The organism is Pseudomonas sp. zfem002 (assembly GCF_032621685.1).
GTDB lineage: Bacteria > Pseudomonadota > Gammaproteobacteria > Pseudomonadales > Pseudomonadaceae > Aquipseudomonas > Aquipseudomonas japonica.
Window position 1 is genome coordinate 1 of sequence record NZ_JAVYJH010000029.1, and the last position, 16871, is coordinate 16871.

A 16871-nucleotide genomic window follows, 5' to 3' on the forward strand; every position below is an offset into this window, starting at 1 on the left:
AGCGGCAGTCGGACCAGTACCTGGAAGCAGTTTTACGCGCACCATCTGGAGCGAGGCAAGAAGACGACTCAGGCGCTGGTAATCCTTTCAAGAAAGCTGGCTCGGCTGGCTTATGGCCTGATGAAGAGCCAAACGGACTGGAAACAGCAAATCTATACCGGAGGTGCAAAACCAGCTGGCTGACGGAGCTGCTGCGCAGCTCACAGCGATTAAATCTTTAAGACAGTCTTACACCTGGGAGCGCCCTCACAGGTGCGACAGCTCACGTCTTTGGAAAATGGGAAGGGCAGAAAAGGCCATCGGCAAAAAATTGCCTCCGGCCATAGAATCTCCCACAAGGCAATTGCAATCCTGTGCGAGCTTGCTCGCGAAGGGCTGCAAGGCAGCCCCAAAAAGTTCTACCCCTGCTTCTTGATGATCACATCGGCAATGCTCGCCGGCGCCTCGGCGTAGCGGGTGAACTCCATGGAGTAACTGGCCCGGCCCTGGGTCATCGAGCGCATCTCGGTGGAGTAGCCGAACATCTCGCCCAATGGCACTTCAGCCCGCACCACCTTGCCCGCCGGCGTGTCCTCGCTGCCCTGGATCAGCCCGCGACGGCGGCTCAGGTCGCCCATGATGTCGCCCATGAATTCCTCGGGCATCACCACTTCCACCTTCATCACCGGCTCCAGCAGCACCGCGCCGCCTTTCTGCGCCAGTTGCTTGGTGGCCATCGACGCGGCGATCTTGAACGCCATTTCGTTGGAGTCGACGTCGTGGTACGAGCCGTCGAACACCGCGGCCTTGAGGCTGATCAGCGGATAGCCGGCCACCACGCCGTTCTGCATCTGTTCCTCGATGCCTTTCTGGATCGCCGGAATGTACTCGCGCGGCACCACGCCGCCGACCACTTCGTTGATGAACTCCAGGCCTTCCTTGCCCTCGTCGCCCGGGGCGAAGCGGATCCAGCAATGCCCGTACTGGCCGCGACCGCCGGACTGGCGAACGAACTTGCCTTCGATCTCGCAGGTGTTGCGGATCTTCTCGCGGTAGGCCACCTGCGGCTTGCCGATATTGGCCTCGACGCTGAACTCGCGGCGCATGCGGTCGACGATGATGTCCAGGTGCAGCTCGCCCATCCCGGAGATGATGGTCTGCCCGGTTTCCTCGTCGGTCTTGACCCGGAATGACGGGTCTTCCTGGGCCAGCTTGCCGAGGGCGATGCCCATCTTTTCCTGGTCGGCCTTGGTCTTCGGCTCGACCGCTACGGAAATCACCGGATCGGGGAAGTCCATGCGCTCGAGGATGATCGGTTTGTTCAGGTCGCAGAGGGTGTCGCCGGTGGTGACGTCCTTCATGCCGATCAGCGCGGCGATATCGCCGGCGCACACCGCCTTGATCTCGGCACGCTGGTTGGCGTGCATCTGCACCATGCGCCCGACCCGTTCCTTCTTGCCCTTGACCGAGTTGAGCACGGCATCGCCGGAACTGAGCACGCCGGAGTAGACCCGGGCAAAAGTGAGGGTTCCCACAAAGGGATCGGTGGCGATCTTGAAGGCCAGGGCCGAGAACGGTTCGTTGTCGTCGGCGTGGCGTTCCAGGTGCTTGTCCTCGTGGTCCGGGTCGGTGCCATTGATCGACGGGATTTCCGAGGGGGCCGGCAGGTAGTCGATCACCGCGTCGAGCATCAGCGGCACGCCCTTGTTCTTGAAGGATGAGCCGAGGATCGCCGGGACGATCTCGTTGGCCAGGGTGCGCTGGCGCAGGCCGGCCTTGATCTGCTCGTTGCTCAGCTCGACGCCGTCGAGGTAGAGGGTCATGAACTCGTCGTTGGCCTCGGCGGCGGCCTCGATCATGTGCGCGCGCCACTCGCGGGCTTGTTCCAGCAGTTCGGCGGGGATCTCCTCCTCGCGGTAGCTGGTGCCCTGGTCGTCCTCGTTCCAGTAGATGGCCTTCATCTTCACCAGGTCGATCTGCCCGGCGAAGTGTTCCTCGGCGCCGATGGCCAGCTGGATCGGCACCGGATGGTGGCCGAGGCGCTGGTCGATCTGCCGGACCACGCGCAGGAAGTCGGCGCCCTGGCGGTCCATCTTGTTGACGTAGGCCAGGCGCGGCACATGGTACTTGTTGGCCTGGCGCCAGACCGTCTCGGATTGCGGCTCGACGCCGTCGGCGCCGCTGAACACCACCACCGCGCCGTCGAGCACGCGCAGCGAGCGTTCCACCTCGATGGTGAAGTCGACGTGGCCGGGGGTGTCGATGATGTTGAAGCGGTACTTGTCGGCGAACTGCTTGGTCGAGCCCTGCCAGAACGCCGTGGTCGCCGCCGAGGTGATGGTGATCCCGCGTTCCTGTTCCTGGGCCATCCAGTCCATGGTCGCGGCGCCGTCGTGGACCTCGCCCATCTTGTGGTTGACCCCGGTGTAGAACAGGATGCGCTCGGTGGTGGTGGTCTTGCCTGCGTCGACGTGGGCGACGATACCGATATTGCGATACAGCTCGATGGGAGTGGTGCGCGCCATGAGGGGTCACCTGTGCTGCGGTGTGGTAGGAGGTATTTCCACGGTAGCAGAGGCTGGGGGGATTGCCCGGGCTGGTGCCGGGCGGTGGGACTGCATTCTCGCAGGCCCTGGAGATCCCTGTGGGAAGCTGGCTTGCCAGCCCCACAGGGTTAGCGGTGGATCAGGCGACCTCTGTCCAGCGTCCCTGCGCCTGGTCGGATTTCACACAGGCATCGATAAAGCGCATCCCGCGCAAGCCATCCTCCGCCGTCGGGCACAGCAACGCCTGGGCCCCCGGCTCACGTTGCTCCCGGCGTGCGCGAATCCTTTCCGCCGCCTCGCTGTAGATAGTGGCGAACGCCTCCAGCAACCCCTCCGGCTGCCCCGCCTTGATCCGCGTCGACAGGCGCGCCGATTCGCTCAGCCAGGCCTCGCCACGGCGCAGGATCTGGTGCGGCTGGTCCTGGTAGCGCACTTCCAGGCGTTCCGGGTCCTCCTGGTGCCAGTACAGCGAACCCTTCGAGCCGAACACCCGCAACTGCAGGCCATGCCGATGCCCGGCGGCGACGAAGCTGGCCCAGAGCATGCCCCGCGCGCCGTTGCCCAGGCGCAGCTTGACGTGGGCGTTGTCGTCGCTGCCGCGACCCGGCACCAGGGTGCTGAGCTCCGCCGAGACTTCGCTGATCTCCTGCCCGGTGACGAAACGCAGCAACTGATGCGCATGCACGCCGACATCCGCCAGCACCGACGAAGCGCCGGCCTGGGCCGGGTCGGTGCGCCACATCAGGGCCTTGGCGCCCTGCTGCTCCAGGGCATGGGTGCCGAAGCCGGCGGCATGCTCGACCTGCACCAGGCGCACCTCGCCGATCACCCCCGCGGCGATCAACTCGCGGGCTTCGCGGATCAGCGGGTAACCGCTGTAGTTGTGCGTCAGCAGGTGCAGCGCCGGTCCCCTGCGCACGCGCTCCAGCAACTGCTCGGCCTCGGCCAGGCTGGCGGCCAGCGGCTTGTCGCTGATCACGTCGATGCCCTGGTCGAGAAAGGCCAGGCTGGCCGGCACATGCACGGCGTTCGGCGCCATGATCGCGGCGGCGTGGATACCGTCCGCGCGGGCCGCTTCGGCCGCCGCCATGCTCTGGTAGTCCGGGTAGACGCGGTCGGCGGTGATGCCGTAGGCCTCGCCGGCGGCGCGGTTGCGCGCCGGGTCGCGGGCGAAGACACCGGCCACCAGTTCGAAGTGGCCGTCCAGCTGTGCCGCGTAGCGGTGGGTGGAGCCGATCGACGACTCCAGGCCGCCGCCGACGAAGCCCAGGCGCAGGCGCTGGGTGGGATTACCGAGGGTTTTCATTCTTTGCTTCCTTGCAGTTGACGGGCGAAATGGCTGATCGCCAGGACGTAGCCGTGGGTGCCGAAACCGGCCAGCACCGACTGCGCCACCAGCGACACGTAGGAGTGATGGCGGAAGGCCTCGCGGCGGTGCACGTTGGAAATGTGCACCTCGATCACCGGCACTTCGGCAGCGATCAGGGCGTCGTGGATCGCCACCGAGGTGTGGGTCCAGGCGCCGGGGTTGATGACGATCCCGGCCACGCGGCCACGGGCCTGGTGAATCCAGTCGATCATCCGGCCTTCATGGTTGGTCTGCTGGAACTCGATGGCCAGGTCATGGCTGGCGCCGCTGGCGCGGCACAGCGCCTCGACGTCGGCGAGGGTCTCGCGGCCATACACCTCGGGCTGGCGCAGGCCGAGCATGTTGAGGTTGGGGCCGTTGAGGACGAGTACGGTCTGCATGGTCAGGGGTTCCGTTCAGGCGGTGGTGCGCAGGGCCTGGGCCCGCTGCGCGTCGTAGGTGGATTTGTCGAGGGCCACGGCGTCGGGCTTGCCCAACTGCTCCAGCGGCGTGCGGTAGGTTTCCGGGGCACTCCAGGCGGCGATGGCCGAGATCGCGGTGACCACGCAGGTGATCGCGCCGATCAGCAGCGGCACGTTGTCCGCGCCGGGCGGGGCGACAGCGGTGAACAGCGCCGGGAGCAGGGCGGTGATCATGTAGCCGATGTTCTGCGCCACGGCCATGGCCGAGACCCGGTAGTGGGTCTGGAACTGCTCGGGGAAGAAGCTCGGGAAGATTGCGTTGTAGCCCTGGTAGAGCGTGCCCCACATCAGCAGCGAGGCGGCGAAGGCCAGTGGCACGCTGTGGATGCTGATGGCGTACAGGTAGGCGAACGACATCAGCCCGCAACCGATGGCCGCGCCGATGATCAGCGGGCGCCGGCCGATGCGGTCGGAGAGGTTGCCGACGAAGGGAATCACCAGCACCGCGACGATATTGCCGACCACCGGGATCCACAGGTACACGCTCTTGTCGAAGCCCACGCCGTAGGCCGGCTGCACCGCGTAGGCGGCACCGAAGATGGTGGTGACCACCGGGATCACGTTCATCAGCGAGACGCCGAACACCACCAGCATGCCGCGCCAGCTGTACTTGAACGCTTCGCGGATCGGCGAGCGGCGGCGGCTGACGTTTTCCACCTTCTGCACGAAGGCTTCCGGCTCCTGAACCTCGCGGCGAATGATGAAGGCGGCGATCAGCACTGCGGCGCTGAGCAGGAACGGAATGCGCCAGCCCCAGCTGTTGAACGCCTCTTCCGGCATGAAGTACGCCAGCGGCAGGAAGATCGCCGCCGCCAGCACCTGGCCGGCCTGCACGCCTTGCAGGGTGAAGCTGGCGAAGAAGCCGCGGCGTCCGGGCGGCGCGTGTTCGAGGATCATCGAGCTGGCCCCGGCGATCTCGCCGGCCACGGCGAAGCCCTGGATCAGGCGCAGGACCACCAGCAGGGCCGGGGCCCAGTAGCCGATCTGGCTGAAGGTCGGCAGCAGGCCAACGGCGAAGGTGGCGATGCCCATGAGGAACATGCACAGCAGCAGGACATGCTTGCGTCCGCGGGTGTCGCCCCAGTGGCCGAGGACGAAGGCGCCCACGGGCCGTGCCAGGTAGCCGACGCCGTAGGTGGCGAGGGAGGCGATGATCGCCAGTTTCGGGTCGCCGGCGGGGAAGAAGATCTGCGGGAAGATCAGCGCGGCGGCCTGGGCGTAGATGAAGAAGTCGTAGTATTCGAGGGCGGATCCGACCCAGCCGCTGGCGGTGGCCTTGCGGGTCTGGCGGGTGTTGTCGTGGGTGCTCATGGTGTTTTCTCTTGTTGTTTTTATGGTGTTCTCTCGGGCCTCATCGCGGGCAACGCCCGCTCCCACAGGGTCAGTGGTGTGCACGCGATCCTTGTGGGAGCGGGCGTGGCCCGCGATGAGGCCCGAGAGGTCTCTACAACTGCTCGGTCGAAACGATCTGCCCGGTCCGCGCCGCCTCGCTGATCGCCTCGACGATCTGCAGATTGCGCAAGCCGTCGCGCACGCTCACCCGCGGCTCGACCTCGCCACGGATCACCTGGCAGAAATGCGCCAGCTGCCGCGCCAGTGGATCGGCCTCTTCGAGGCTGGCGACGCCGGTCTCGAACGGCTTCCACCACGAGCGCTGCTCGCCCGGCGCGTAGTACTTCAGGCGCATGCTCGGGATCGCCAGCGAACCCTGGGTGCCGGCCAGCACGTAGCAGTCCTCGTCGGCGTAGCTGGGGTAGTCGTGGTTTTCCCGCGCGGTCTGCTCCCAGCTGCGGGCGCAGGCGGCGGTGTCGGAGAGCAGGAAGGTGCCGAGTGCGCCGCTGGCGAAGCGCAGGCTGATCGACACCGTGTCCTCCACGGCGAAACCGCGGGTGGCACTGGAGGCCTGGGCCTGCACGGCGACGATCTCGCCGCACAGCGAACGCAGGTTGCCGATCTCGTGGATCATGTTGATCAGCACCGGGCCGCCGCCGGCCTCGCGGCGCCAGGGCGCGGCGTCGAAGTAGTCGTCGGGCTTGTAGAACAGGGCGCTGCCCATCACCGCCACCAGCTTGCCGAGCATGCCCTCGGCCAGCACTTCCCGGGCTTTCTCGAGGATCGCGCTATGGGCGCGGTGATGGCCGACCAGCAGTTTCGCCCCGGCCCGTTCGGCCACCGCCAGCAGGCGCTTGCCTTCGTCCAGGGTGTGCGCCACCGGCTTTTCGATCAGCGCGGGAACGCCGTGGGCGACGCAGGCGAGGGCGCCTTCGACATGCAGGTGATTGGGCGTGGCGAGGATCACGCCATCCGGCCGCTGTTCGCCGAGCAGGGTTTCCAGGTCGCCGTACAGCGGCACACCGAGGCTTTCGGCAAAGGCGGCGGTGGCCGGCAGCGGGTCGACGATGGCGGCCAGCTCGCACTCGGCGCTGGCCTGGAGCAGTTCGATATGGCGGCGGCCGATCAGCCCGGCACCGGCCACGGCAATGCGGATCTTCTTCATAGGGCTCTCTTGTTCTTTTGATGTCCTGCTTCAAGGCAAGGCAGGTTGTATGAGAGGCTAAATAAAAAGTCCCAGGAGATAATCGGGCGTAATGAAGAATCAGAATGTGCTCTCAGCGAATAATGAGCCGCTGCTGCGCGACCTGCAGCTGTTCTGCGAGGTGGCCCGGCGCTCCAGCTTCATCGCCGCGGCCAGCGAGACCGGGTTGTCGCCGGCGCATGTCAGCAAGCGCATCGCCACCCTGGAGGAGCAGCTCGGGGTCAAGCTGTTCAACCGCACCACGCGGCGGGTCAACATCACCAGCGATGGCGAGGCGGCCTTTGTCTGGGCGCAGAAGATCCTCGAGGACGTCGGTGCCATGGTCGATGCGCTGTCCGGTCGGCAGCGCGAGCCGCAGGGCACGCTGCGCCTGTGCACCAGCCTGCGCCTGGGCCGCGAACATATCGCGCCGATCCTCTCGCTGCTGCGCCGCCAGTACCCGGCGCTGGAGGTGTGGCTGGAGTTGCTCGACCGGCGCGCGGACCTGATCGCCGACAACTTCGATATCGATATCCGCGTCGGCGAGGTCCAGGAAAAGCACCTGATCGCCCACCGCATCGCCGAGAGCACACGGGTGCTGGCGGCGGCGCCGGAGTACCTGGCCCGGCGCGGTGCGCCCAAGGTGGCGGCGGACCTGGCGCAGCACGACTGCCTGCTGTTTCGCAGTCGCGACGATCGTTTCGGGGTCTGGCGCCTGGCCGGGCCGAACGGCGCGGAGACGGTGAAGGTCACCGGTCCCATGGCTTCCAACCACAGCGATATCGTTCGCCAGTGGGCCCATGACGGCCACGGCATCATCATGGCCTCGGCCTGGGACATCGCCGGCAGCCTGGCCAGTGGCGCGCTGGTGCGGGTGTTGCCGGGCTGGTACCAGTCGGCGGATATCTGGGCGGTGACGGCGGTACGCTCGTCGAGTTCGGCGAAGGTGCGGGCCTGTGTGGCGTTTCTCAGGGAGCAGCTGGCGAGCGGGCCCTATGCGTTGAACAGCGGGGGGTAGGAGTGATGCCAATGGGGCTGCGTTGCAGCCCTTTCGCGACGGTTCGGCGCCCCGACAAGCTCGCTCCTACAGTGGTTCGGTGCATGCGAATCCCTCGTAGGAGCGAGCTTGTCGGGGCGCCGAACCGTCGCGAAAGGGCCGCAAAGCGGCCCCAATGGATGTCAGGCCCAGCCGCTATTGCGCTTGCGGCCGCGGGTCAGCGCCGGCAGGATCAGCCCGACCAGCAGACCGGCCCCGGCAATGCCGCCGCCATAGACCATGTAGCGCATCAGCACCTGCTTGTTCTCGTCGCCCAGGCGCGCCTGGGTGTCACGCAGTTGCGACTGGGCCTGGGTCAGTTCTTCATTGAGGGCCTGGTTGCGCGCCTGCAGTTCGTCGACCAGGTTCTTGCGCGCGTCGAGGGTTTCCTGCATGCCCTGGACCCGGGTCTTCCAACTGTCGTCGATGCCTTTCAACTGTTCTTCCAGTTGCGTGACGCGCTGGGTCAAATGCGGCAGGCGCTCGGTCTGGCCGGGCACGCTCTGCAGGTCGCTGCTGGCGATCCACACGGTGTCGCCGGATTCGCCGCGGACCTGGCTGTAGTTGCCCTGGGTGGTCAGCAGCTTGACCTTCTGCCCGGATTTCAGGGTGCCGACCAGACGATGGCCGTCGGTAGGGCCGCTGCGCACGTAGGTGCTGAGGCTGTCGCTGACCCAGCGCTCGTCGCTGGCAGGTTCCTCGGCGTGGGCGAGGGTGTGCAGGAACAGGCTGGCGAACAGCGCGGGAAGCACGGCGGAGCGTGCGCGGAGAGGGCGAAGCAGGCGCATGGTTATCTTCCCCGAGAAGAAAAAATGAACACCGCCGACCGCATGCCTGCCGTCAGCGCAATGAAAAAAAGGGGATAACCGTTGGACGTCCCCGGTGGCTCGTCTTGAGCAAGCCACCAGCGCAAAGACCGTTTTTATCGCCTGGGGTTCACTGTCCGGCCTGCCATTGGGCAAACCGTTGGTCGAGGCGCGGGGCCAGCAGGTCATAGTGCTCCCAGCTGGCGCCGGGCTCGTCGATGCCGACGACACCGAGCAGTTGGGTGAGATCGTCGGGCAGCGACGGCGTGCGCTGGCCGAGGTAGTGCGCGGCGAAGGCGTTGCCCTGGCGGGTGAGGTCTTCGTCCACCAGCAGGCTGTCGCAGCACAGCTGGAAGAAGCGTGCGGGGGTCAGGCGGCGTTCGCCCAGGGCCTGGATCTCGGCGTCGTAGTCGGCCTTGAAGTCGCCGCTGAGCAGGTCGTGGGTCGCGCTCCAGGCGAGGAACAGCCCGGTGTAGGGGGCGTGGCGTGGGGAACCATCATCGGCGTAATGCCAGCTGGCAGCTTGAGCAATCATCGCAGCAGTCCTTGTTCTGATGTGGGGCCTTGCTGGCGGCTACTTTACTCCTTCCGTTCATGGCCGCTAGCCATCTGAGACTGAATGCCGCACACGACGACTGGTTCTTTGGTCGGATTTGGTATCGGATGGGCGGGGGCGTTAACATCTGAACTTTCCTACAAAAACACAAAAGGCATCCTATGAACTCCCTCGCTGTGTCCCTTCAGGACGAGGCAGCGCCCGAAGGCGTCTGCTACGGCTGCGGCTCGGCTCACCCGAGCGGCCTGCATCTGAAAAGCCACTGGGCCGATGACGGCATCCACGTCATCTGCAGCCATTCCCCCGACAGCACCTTCTGCGGCTGGCCCGGCCTGGTCTACGGCGGCCTGCTGGCGATGCTGGTGGATTGCCATTCCAACTGGACCGCGATGGCCTATCACTACCGTGCCGAAGGCCGCGAGCCGGGCTCGTTGCCGCGCATCGACTGCGTGACCGGGCACCTCGGCCTGACCTACCTGAAGCCGACGCCGATGGGCGTGGAGCTGACCCTCAAGGCCCGGGTCGAGGGCGAAGTGGGGCGCAAGACCCGGGTGATCTGCGAGGTCTGGGCCGGCGATGTGCTGACGGTGACGGCGGATTCGGTGTTCGTGCGGGTGGACACCGAGAAGCTGAAGCAGCAGGCGCACGGGCAGGGCTGATCGACGCGGGGACATGGACGGACACCCTGGCAGCCAGCAACAAGATCCCCGGCAGCCAGGGGCAAGACGGGACAATGGGGTGCGGCGCAGAGTGACGCACAACCATAACAACGGCACTTGAGGTCTTCACCATGTCGCTCAACGACACACTCAGCGCGCACCTGAACCGGGGCACGATCGGGTTCCCCACCGCCCTTGCCAGTACCATCGGCCTGATCATGGCCAGCCCTGTCATCCTGACCGCGACCATGGGCTTCGGCATCGGCGGCAGTGCCTTCGCCGTGGCGATGCTGATCGCGGTGCTGTTGATGCTGGCGCAATCGACCACCTTCGCCGAAGCCGCGGCGATCCTGCCGACCACCGGCTCCGTGTACGACTACATCAACTGCGGCATGGGCCGCTTCTTCGCCATCACCGGCACCCTGTCGGCCTACCTGATCGTCCATGTTTTCGCCGGCACCGCGGAAACCATCCTCTCCGGGGTGATGGCCCTGGTGAACTTCGAGCACCTCAACACCCTGGCCGAATCCGCCGGCGGCTCCTGGCTGCTCGGCGTCGGCTTCGTGGTGGTGTTCGCCATCCTCAATGCCTTCGGCGTCAGCGTCTTCGGCAAGGCCGAGATCATCCTCACCTTCGGCATGTGGACCACCCTGATGGTGTTCGGCGTGCTCGGCCTGATCGCCGCGCCGGCGGTGCAGCTGGACGGCTGGTTCGGCGAGTCGATGGTCGGCACCGACCTGGTCACCGTGCTGTCGCTGGTAGGCATGGCGATGTTCATGTTCGTCGGCTGCGAGTTCGTCACCCCGCTGGCCCCGGACCTGCGCCGCTCGGCGCGGACCATGCCGCGAGCCATGGCCCTCGGCCTGCTCGGCGTGGCCAGCTGCATGTTCATCTATGGCGCGGCGATGAAACGCCAGGTCGAGAACGTGGTGCTGGATGCTGCCACTGGCGTGCACCTGCTGGACACGCCGATGGCCATCCCGAAATTCGCCGAGCAGGTGATGGGTGACATCGGCCCGCTGTGGCTGGGTATCGGCTTCCTGTTCGCCGGTGCCGCGACCATCAACACCCTGATGGCCGGCGTTCCGCGGATTCTCTACGGCATGGCCGTGGACGGCGCGCTGCCGAAGGTCTTCACCTACCTGCACCCGCGCTTCAAGACGCCGCTGGTGTGCATTCTCGTGGCCATGCTGATCCCGTGCCTGCACGCCCTGTACCTGGGTGGCAACACCGACAACATCATGCACCTGGTGCTGGCCGCGGTCTGCGCCTGGAGCACCGCCTACCTGCTGGTGACCCTCTCGGTGGTGATCCTGCGCATCCGCCGTCCGGACCTGCCGCGGGCCTACCGCTCGCCGTTTTTCCCGCTGCCGCAGCTGCTGTCCAGCGTCGGCATCCTGCTGGGCATGTGGTTCATCACCCCGCCGGGCATGAACCCTGCCGACGTCTATGTGCCGTTCGCCTGGATGCTCGGCGGTACCGCGGCCTACGCGCTGTTCTGGACGTTGGTCGTGCAGCGGGTCAACCCGTTCAAGCCGGCGGTGGTCGAAGAAGTCCTGGCCAAGGAGTTCGCCAACGAACCTGGAGTCCATCATGGCAACCACTACGCCGAACCTGTGGCAAAGACTGTTTGATCGCGCACCCTCGGGCTATCGCCCGGGGGTGACCCTGGAACACCTGCGGCGCAATCTGGGCCTGGCCGGGTGCCAGGTCCTGGAGCCCGGCCGGGCGCGTTTCAGCCTGGCCGGCGGGGTCGAGTTCGAGGTGCGCGAGCGCACCGAATCGCAGCTGTTGATGCATATCGTGGTCTGCGAGTTTCGCTTGCAGTGCCGTGCCGCTTCAGAGGGCGCTGCGACCCTGGAGCTGCACCACACCGGGGCGATTCGCCGCAGTGGCCTGGGGTGGAAACAGAAGGGCGGCGAAGCGGGGTTGCTGGAGAGCGTCCGCCGGCGTCTGGAGCAGGACGACGCGCTATCCCGGGCGCTGATGCCGCTGGACTTCAAGCGCCTGCGCCTGGAGCGCGGCGAAGGGCAGTGGACGGTGCTCCTGGAGCATATGGGCGGTAGTGAAGTTGTTAACAGGATGCCGGCGTTTCGGCGCTATATCCGCCTGGATTCGCAGCAGAGGGAGTTGTTGCTGACTGCTTTGATCGGGTTGAAAAAACTGCTGCAAGACCTCTAGGCGCAACCCCCTCGTAGGAGCGTGGCTTGCCCGCGAAAGGACCGCAAAGCGGTCCCAGATACCGATGCAGATTGGGACCGCTTTGCGGTCCTTTCGCGGGCAAGCCGCGCTCCTACAGGGAGGGCGTTCGCCGGGTTGGCACTCAATATGCTTTCACACACGGGCTTACAGAATTGTTGCGCGCATATAGATAACATGTTAACTATTGCCCGACAAAAACAAGATGCCACTGTGGAGGTACCTATGAGTATCCATCCGGCTACCGGCTCGGCCCTGGATCGCTGGAACGCGGCGATGCAGGCAACCTGCGGGTATTTCGAAACCGAACTTGCGTTCAACCGCTCGCTGTTCATCGGCGAGATTTCCACCTGGTCGCGGGGAGGCCTGGGCATGGCCAACCTGCGCACCAATGCCGGGGTGATTCGGCGCAACGGCCTCAAGGCCGATCGCGACAACGACCAGCATTGCTTCCTGGTCAGCCAGCGCACCGGTTTTTCCCAGATCACCCAGAACGGCATCAGCCTGCAACTGGCCCCCGGCGAGATGCTGCTGATGGACGCGGTGGGCGCCTGCGAGATCATGCCGTTCGGCCTGATCGAGCACGCCTCGCTGTCGCTGTCGCGGGACCAGGTCTGTCGCCAGCTGGGCGGCGACCAGAAGATCTTCGGCAAGATCTCCCAGAGCAAGGCCTGCGGGCGCATGCTTCATCTGCTGATGGACCAGCTGTGCAAGGAGACCGCCGCCGGCGAAGGCGAGCACGCCGAGGGCGACGCCCTGCACAGTGCCTTCCTCTCGCTGCTGGGCTCGGCGCTCGAAGGCAGCGAGCAGGATGCGCGCCTGCCGGCGTCGTTGCAGGGCGCCGACCTGCGCAGCTATGTGCAGAAGGTCATCGACGAGTCCCTCGGCCAGCCCGGCCTGACCCCGGTCAGCCTGGCCAATCGCCTGAATATCTCGGTGCGGCATCTGTACCGCCTGTTCGAGGAGCAGGGCGACAGCGTCTGCCGCTATATCCAGCGCGCGCGCCTGCAGCGCAGCGCCGATGATCTGTCCAACCCGATCCACAAGACCGAGTCGATCACCACCATTGCCTACAAGTGGGGCTTCACCGATTCGGCGCATTTCAGTCGTTCGTTCAAGAAGCAGTTCGAGCAGTCGCCCAAGGACTTCCGCAGCAGCAGCCTCGCGGGTCTGGTCCTGAGCTGAGAAAAGCAGTGTGCGTGGCGTGATGGCTTGACCCGAGCAGGGCTTGCCCCTAGTCTCGCAAAAATTGTCTACCTATCGGTCGGTAGCGTTTCTTGGACGCCATCGGCACCTGGAGAAGTGTTGCATGAGAGTCCTGTCGCCTTCGGCGGAGAAGATTTGCGTGGTGGCGGTCGAGCAGTTCGCCGAATCCGGCTACGACGCCGCCTCGCTCAACGACATCGCGGTGGCGGTGGGCATGCGCAAGCCGTCGCTGTATGCGCATTTCAGCAGCAAGGTGGACCTGTTCGAGGCGGTGTTCGAGCGCGCCCTCGAAGCCGAGCGGCTGCATGTCGAAGGTTGCTTCGCCGCCGATGCCGGCTTGCCGGGGGCGCTCTACGGACAGCGGCTGGCGGAGCGTTTCCAGGAGTCGGCGCACCTGCGGTTCCTGCTGCGCGCGGCGTTCTTTCCGCCGGCGGATCTGCGCGGGATGATTTCCTCGGGGTTCGAGGCCTACCTGGCGCGGATGGGCGAGATTTTCGGCAAGGCGCTGGCGCAGCAGTTTCCGCAGTTGGGCACGGAACGCCGGCAGCTGTTCGTCGATGCCTACCTGGGGGTGGTCGACAGCCTGACGGTGGAGTTGATCTATGCCGGGCAGGCGGCGTATGAGCGGCGGCTGAAGGCGATGTGGACGATCTTTGCGGTTTCGCTGGAAGCGGCGGTGTGAGCTTTTGGGCCCGCGTTGCGGGCCTTCGCGGGCAAGCCACGCTCCTACGGTAGGAGCTGGCTTGTCGTGTGATGAACCACTGCGAAGGCCCGCAACGCGGGCCCAAAATTCTCAGGCCACCGCGAAGTAATGTTTCACGAAGCTCTCGCTGAGGATCTCCCACAGCACCGGCGTGCCCTTGGTCACGAACCAGCTGTCACCGACCTTGTACTCGGTCACCTGGCCGGTGCTCTCGTCGGTCAGGCGCACCGCGCCGGTGACCACCACGGCCTGTTCGTTGAACGGGTAGACCATGCGGAACTTGCCCTGGGTGGTGCCGAAGTAGGCGCTGCTGACCGCGTCGGTTGGGGCGCCGAAGGTCATCTTGCCGAAGGCGCGCACCTCGCCTTCGAGAATCTCCGAACCCAGGTCGGCAACGGTGCCCCAGGCGTCGAGGTCGCTGAGCTGGATGTTCTGCTGGCTGGCAATAAGGGTCATGGCAGTGGTTCCTTGAACGATGGAATGAAGAGGCGACGGCAGCCACGAAGCGGGCCGCTCATGCCGCCATTAAGGCCTTTTGGCGCAAATGAAGTCTTGATCGCCCGTGCCGCGGCATTTGTTCCGGGTTGCCAGGGCGGTCGAGGCACTGTTGCGTGGTACGGTTTTTGTTAAAGTATTAACAAATAGCCTGAGAACCTTGATTGTTCATGTCCAGTCGTCCTCGTCAGTCCTTGACCCTGACCCTTCTGCAAGCCCGTGAAGCCGCCATGCGCTTCTTCCGTCCCTCCCTCAACGAACACGGCCTGACCGAACAGCAGTGGCGGGTGATCCGCATCCTGCGCCAGCAGGGCGAGATGGAGATCTATCGCCTGGCCGAGCAGGCCTGCATTCTCAAGCCGAGCATGACCGGTGTGCTGGTGCGCATGGAGGCCGCCGGGCTGGTGAAACGGCGCAAGGCCGAGAATGACCAGCGTCGGGTGCTGGTGGAGCTGGCGGAGAAGGGCGAGGAGAGCTTTGCCTCGATGAGCCAGTGCATGGAGGCCAACTACCAGAAGCTGCAGGGGCAGTTTGGCGAGGAGAAGTTGCAGCAGTTGCTGGGGTTGCTGGATGAGCTGAAGCAGGTTCGGCGGTGACTTGGATTGGGGCTGCTTCGCAGCCCTTCGCGGGCAAGCCACGCTCCTACGAGGAGCACGCGATCCTGCCGTAGGAGCGTGGCTTGCCCGCGAAGGGCCGCAAAGCGGCCCCAAAAAATCAATAGACACCGCCGCTGGCAGGTTGAACCACCGACCCTTCCTTGAACTTCGCCGCCAACCCCTGCAACCCGCGCATCAGCACCGTGGTATCGACACCGACGGCAACGAACTTCGCCCCCAGCTCGATATAGCGCCGCGCCAGCTTCTCGTCGGCGCTGAGGATCCCCGCCGCCTTGCCGGCCTTGTTGATCCGCGCGATGGCATCCTCGATCGCCGCCTGCACGTCGGGATGCCCCGGATTGCCGCGATGGCCCATGGACGCACTCAAGTCCGCCGGCCCGATGAACACGCCGTCGACACCCTCGACCGCGGCAATCGCGTCCAGGTTGGCCAGGCCTTCCTGGTTCTCGATCTGCACCAGCAGGCACATCTGCGCATCGGCGTGATCCAGGTACCCCGGGATGCTGTTCCAGCGCGACGCCCGCGCCAGCGCACTGCCCACCCCGCGCACACCCTGCGGCGGATAGTGCACGGCACGCACCAGCTGGCGAGCCTGCTCGGCGCTTTCCACCATCGGCACCAGCAAGGTCTGCGCACCGATATCGAGGATCTGCTTGATCAGCGCGGTATCGCCGATCACCGGGCGGATGATTGCTTCGCTGGCATAGGGCGCCACGGCCTGCAGCTGGGCAAGCATGCCGCGCAGGTCGTTGGGCGCGTGTTCGCCGTCGATCAGCAGCCAGTCGAAGCCGGCGTTGGCCGCCAGCTCCGCGCAGTAGGCATCGGCCAGGCCGAGCCACAGGCCGATCTGCGCCGGGTCCTGTTGCAGGCGTTGTTTGAAGCGGTTGACGGGCATGTCCATGGAAAATCTCCTGATCAGACGAAACGGCAGGCGATGGAGCCGAGCATGTCGTAGTCGACATGGAAGGTGTCGCCCGGACGCGCCGCCACCGGACGGGTGAACGAACCGCCGAGGATGATCTGCCCGGCTTCCAGGGTGACGTCGTACGGCGCCAGCTTGTTGGCCAGCCACGCCACGCCCTTGGCCGGGTGGTTGAGCACGGCGGCGGAGACGCCGGATTCCTCGATCACGCCATTGCGGTAGAGCACCGCCGGGACCTTGCGCAGGTCGATCTCGGTCGGCCGCACCGGACGCCCGCCCATGACCACGCCGGCGTTGGCGGCGTTGTCCGAGATGGTGTCGAAGACCTTGCGGGTGACCTGGGTCTGCGGATCGACCTGCTGGATGCGCGCGTCGATGATTTCCAGCGCCGGGATCACCCACTCGGTGGCGTCGAGCACATCGAACACAGTGACGTTGGGGCCTTTCAGCGGTTTGCCGAGAATGAACGCCAGCTCGACCTCGACCCGCGGCACGATGAAGCGCTCGAACGGGATGTCGCTGCCTTCCTCGAACAGCATGTCGTCGAGCAGCGCACCGTAGTCCGGCTCGGTGATGTTCGACGACACCTGCATGGCGCGGGAGGTCAGGCCGATCTTGTGGCCGACCAGCTTGCGTCCGTCCTGGATCTTCTGCGCCACCCAGGCGCGCTGGATGGCGTAGGCGTCCTCGATGGTGATGCCGGGATGCTCCAGGGAGAACTGGCGCACCTGTTCACGGCTGCGTTCGGCGCGGTCCAGTTGGGCCGCGGCGGCGAGGATCTGGCTGTGGTCGAGCATGGGGA

General features: G+C 65.6%; 17 protein-coding genes and 1 pseudogene. 8 read left to right on the forward strand and 10 right to left on the reverse strand.

Translation table 11 applies throughout. From position 1 onward, the window contains the following. Positions 1–183: pseudogene (locus RTI28_RS26410) on the forward strand (IS110 family transposase); the annotation flags it as partial. Positions 184–398: 215 nt separating this feature from the next. On the opposite strand, the gene fusA reads toward RTI28_RS26410, so the two are convergent. The 5 genes from fusA to RTI28_RS26435 all read right to left on the reverse strand — a co-directional run bounded on the left by fusA (position 399) and on the right by RTI28_RS26435 (position 6852). Then, positions 399–2504 (reverse strand): elongation factor G, encoded by a 2106-nt coding sequence (gene fusA / locus RTI28_RS26415; protein ID WP_316923229.1) that lies wholly within the window; start codon positions 2502–2504, stop codon positions 399–401. Between the two features lie 160 nt (positions 2505–2664). Further along, complete coding sequence (locus RTI28_RS26420; RefSeq protein ID WP_316923230.1) at positions 2665–3831, reverse strand: Gfo/Idh/MocA family oxidoreductase; 1167 nt, start codon at positions 3829–3831, stop codon at positions 2665–2667. After that, on the reverse strand, positions 3828–4274 hold the full coding sequence (gene aroQ / locus RTI28_RS26425) for a type II 3-dehydroquinate dehydratase (RefSeq protein WP_316923231.1): 447 nt from the start codon (positions 4272–4274) through the stop codon (positions 3828–3830). The genes RTI28_RS26420 and aroQ overlap by 4 nt, the downstream gene beginning before the upstream one ends. Positions 4275–4289: 15 nt before the next feature. After that, complete coding sequence (locus RTI28_RS26430) at positions 4290–5666, reverse strand: MFS transporter (RefSeq protein WP_316923232.1); 1377 nt, start codon at positions 5664–5666, stop codon at positions 4290–4292. 133 nt (positions 5667–5799) lie between these two features. After that, positions 5800–6852: a Gfo/Idh/MocA family oxidoreductase gene (locus RTI28_RS26435; RefSeq protein WP_316923233.1), complete on the reverse strand. Its 1053-nt coding sequence runs from the start codon at positions 6850–6852 to the stop codon at positions 5800–5802. Positions 6853–6943: 91 nt separating this feature from the next. Here RTI28_RS26435 and RTI28_RS26440 point away from each other — a divergent pair, with 91 nt between their 5' ends. Next, complete coding sequence (locus RTI28_RS26440; protein ID WP_316923234.1) at positions 6944–7888, forward strand: LysR family transcriptional regulator; 945 nt, start codon at positions 6944–6946, stop codon at positions 7886–7888. A gap of 161 nt (positions 7889–8049) precedes the next feature. Here the strand turns inward: RTI28_RS26440 and RTI28_RS26445 are convergent, their stop codons facing one another. Continuing rightward, entirely contained in the window at positions 8050–8694 is a 645-nt protein-coding gene (locus RTI28_RS26445; RefSeq protein WP_316923235.1) for a TIGR04211 family SH3 domain-containing protein, read from the reverse strand. Positions 8695–8842: 148 nt separating this feature from the next. Then, positions 8843–9247, reverse strand: a complete 405-nt coding sequence (locus tag RTI28_RS26450) for a hypothetical protein (protein ID WP_316923236.1) — start codon at positions 9245–9247, stop codon at positions 8843–8845. A 182-nt stretch (positions 9248–9429) separates the two neighbouring features. Between RTI28_RS26450 and RTI28_RS26455 the strand changes: the two genes are divergently transcribed. The 5 genes from RTI28_RS26455 (at position 9430) to RTI28_RS26475 (ending at position 14014) form a co-directional block, all read left to right on the forward strand. Further along, positions 9430–9927, forward strand: a complete 498-nt coding sequence (locus tag RTI28_RS26455) for a PaaI family thioesterase (protein WP_316923237.1) — start codon at positions 9430–9432, stop codon at positions 9925–9927. A gap of 131 nt (positions 9928–10058) precedes the next feature. After that, the gene (locus RTI28_RS26460) at positions 10059–11561 is read left to right on the forward strand and encodes an APC family permease (protein ID WP_316923238.1); all 1503 of its coding nucleotides are present in this window, start codon (positions 10059–10061) and stop codon (positions 11559–11561) included. Continuing rightward, positions 11521–12108: a DUF3156 family protein gene (locus RTI28_RS26465; RefSeq protein WP_316923239.1), complete on the forward strand. Its 588-nt coding sequence runs from the start codon at positions 11521–11523 to the stop codon at positions 12106–12108. The genes RTI28_RS26460 and RTI28_RS26465 overlap by 41 nt, the downstream gene beginning before the upstream one ends. 243 nt (positions 12109–12351) lie before the next feature. Beyond that, complete coding sequence (feaR, locus tag RTI28_RS26470) at positions 12352–13311, forward strand: transcriptional regulator FeaR (RefSeq protein ID WP_316923240.1); 960 nt, start codon at positions 12352–12354, stop codon at positions 13309–13311. 124 nt (positions 13312–13435) lie between these two features. Beyond that, the gene (locus tag RTI28_RS26475) at positions 13436–14014 is read left to right on the forward strand and encodes a helix-turn-helix domain-containing protein (RefSeq protein ID WP_316923241.1); all 579 of its coding nucleotides are present in this window, start codon (positions 13436–13438) and stop codon (positions 14012–14014) included. A gap of 111 nt (positions 14015–14125) precedes the next feature. Here the strand turns inward: RTI28_RS26475 and RTI28_RS26480 are convergent, their stop codons facing one another. Next, entirely contained in the window at positions 14126–14491 is a 366-nt protein-coding gene (locus RTI28_RS26480) for a cupin domain-containing protein (RefSeq protein WP_316923242.1), read from the reverse strand. A 209-nt stretch (positions 14492–14700) separates the two neighbouring features. Between RTI28_RS26480 and hpaR the strand changes: the two genes are divergently transcribed. After that, the gene (gene hpaR, locus RTI28_RS26485) at positions 14701–15126 is read left to right on the forward strand and encodes a homoprotocatechuate degradation operon regulator HpaR (protein ID WP_316923243.1); all 426 of its coding nucleotides are present in this window, start codon (positions 14701–14703) and stop codon (positions 15124–15126) included. Between the two features lie 118 nt (positions 15127–15244). On the opposite strand, the gene hpaI is transcribed toward hpaR, so the two are convergent. Both hpaI and hpaH read right to left on the reverse strand, forming a co-directional pair. After that, positions 15245–16048, reverse strand: a complete 804-nt coding sequence (gene hpaI, locus RTI28_RS26490; protein WP_316923244.1) for a 4-hydroxy-2-oxoheptanedioate aldolase — start codon at positions 16046–16048, stop codon at positions 15245–15247. 14 nt (positions 16049–16062) lie between these two features. Beyond that, positions 16063–16866: a 2-oxo-hept-4-ene-1,7-dioate hydratase gene (gene hpaH / locus RTI28_RS26495; RefSeq protein ID WP_316923245.1), complete on the reverse strand. Its 804-nt coding sequence runs from the start codon at positions 16864–16866 to the stop codon at positions 16063–16065. Between the last annotated feature and the right edge of the window lie 5 nt (positions 16867–16871).

Bases quoted from the DNA above. Each gene is read 5' to 3' on its own strand.
- RTI28_RS26420 (WP_316923230.1), bottom strand. From the start codon at position 3,831: ATGAAAACCCTCGGTAATCCCACCCAGCGCCTGCGCCTGGGCTTCGTC.
- aroQ (WP_316923231.1), bottom strand. From the start codon at position 4,274: ATGCAGACCGTACTCGTCCTCAACGGCCCCAACCTCAACATGCTCGGC.
- fusA (WP_316923229.1), bottom strand. From the start codon at position 2,504: ATGGCGCGCACCACTCCCATCGAGCTGTATCGCAATATCGGTATCGTC.
- hpaI (WP_316923244.1), bottom strand. From the start codon at position 16,048: ATGGACATGCCCGTCAACCGCTTCAAACAACGCCTGCAACAGGACCCG.
- RTI28_RS26435 (WP_316923233.1), bottom strand. From the start codon at position 6,852: ATGAAGAAGATCCGCATTGCCGTGGCCGGTGCCGGGCTGATCGGCCGC.
- RTI28_RS26430 (WP_316923232.1), bottom strand. From the start codon at position 5,666: ATGAGCACCCACGACAACACCCGCCAGACCCGCAAGGCCACCGCCAGC.
- RTI28_RS26455 (WP_316923237.1), top strand. From the start codon at position 9,430: ATGAACTCCCTCGCTGTGTCCCTTCAGGACGAGGCAGCGCCCGAAGGC.
- RTI28_RS26450 (WP_316923236.1), bottom strand. From the start codon at position 9,247: ATGATTGCTCAAGCTGCCAGCTGGCATTACGCCGATGATGGTTCCCCA.
- hpaH (WP_316923245.1), bottom strand. From the start codon at position 16,866: ATGCTCGACCACAGCCAGATCCTCGCCGCCGCGGCCCAACTGGACCGC.
- feaR (WP_316923240.1), top strand. From the start codon at position 12,352: ATGAGTATCCATCCGGCTACCGGCTCGGCCCTGGATCGCTGGAACGCG.
- RTI28_RS26480 (WP_316923242.1), bottom strand. From the start codon at position 14,491: ATGACCCTTATTGCCAGCCAGCAGAACATCCAGCTCAGCGACCTCGAC.
- RTI28_RS26475 (WP_316923241.1), top strand. From the start codon at position 13,436: ATGAGAGTCCTGTCGCCTTCGGCGGAGAAGATTTGCGTGGTGGCGGTC.
- RTI28_RS26445 (WP_316923235.1), bottom strand. From the start codon at position 8,694: ATGCGCCTGCTTCGCCCTCTCCGCGCACGCTCCGCCGTGCTTCCCGCG.
- RTI28_RS26460 (WP_316923238.1), top strand. From the start codon at position 10,059: ATGTCGCTCAACGACACACTCAGCGCGCACCTGAACCGGGGCACGATC.
- hpaR (WP_316923243.1), top strand. From the start codon at position 14,701: ATGTCCAGTCGTCCTCGTCAGTCCTTGACCCTGACCCTTCTGCAAGCC.
- RTI28_RS26440 (WP_316923234.1), top strand. From the start codon at position 6,944: ATGAAGAATCAGAATGTGCTCTCAGCGAATAATGAGCCGCTGCTGCGC.
- RTI28_RS26465 (WP_316923239.1), top strand. From the start codon at position 11,521: ATGGCAACCACTACGCCGAACCTGTGGCAAAGACTGTTTGATCGCGCA.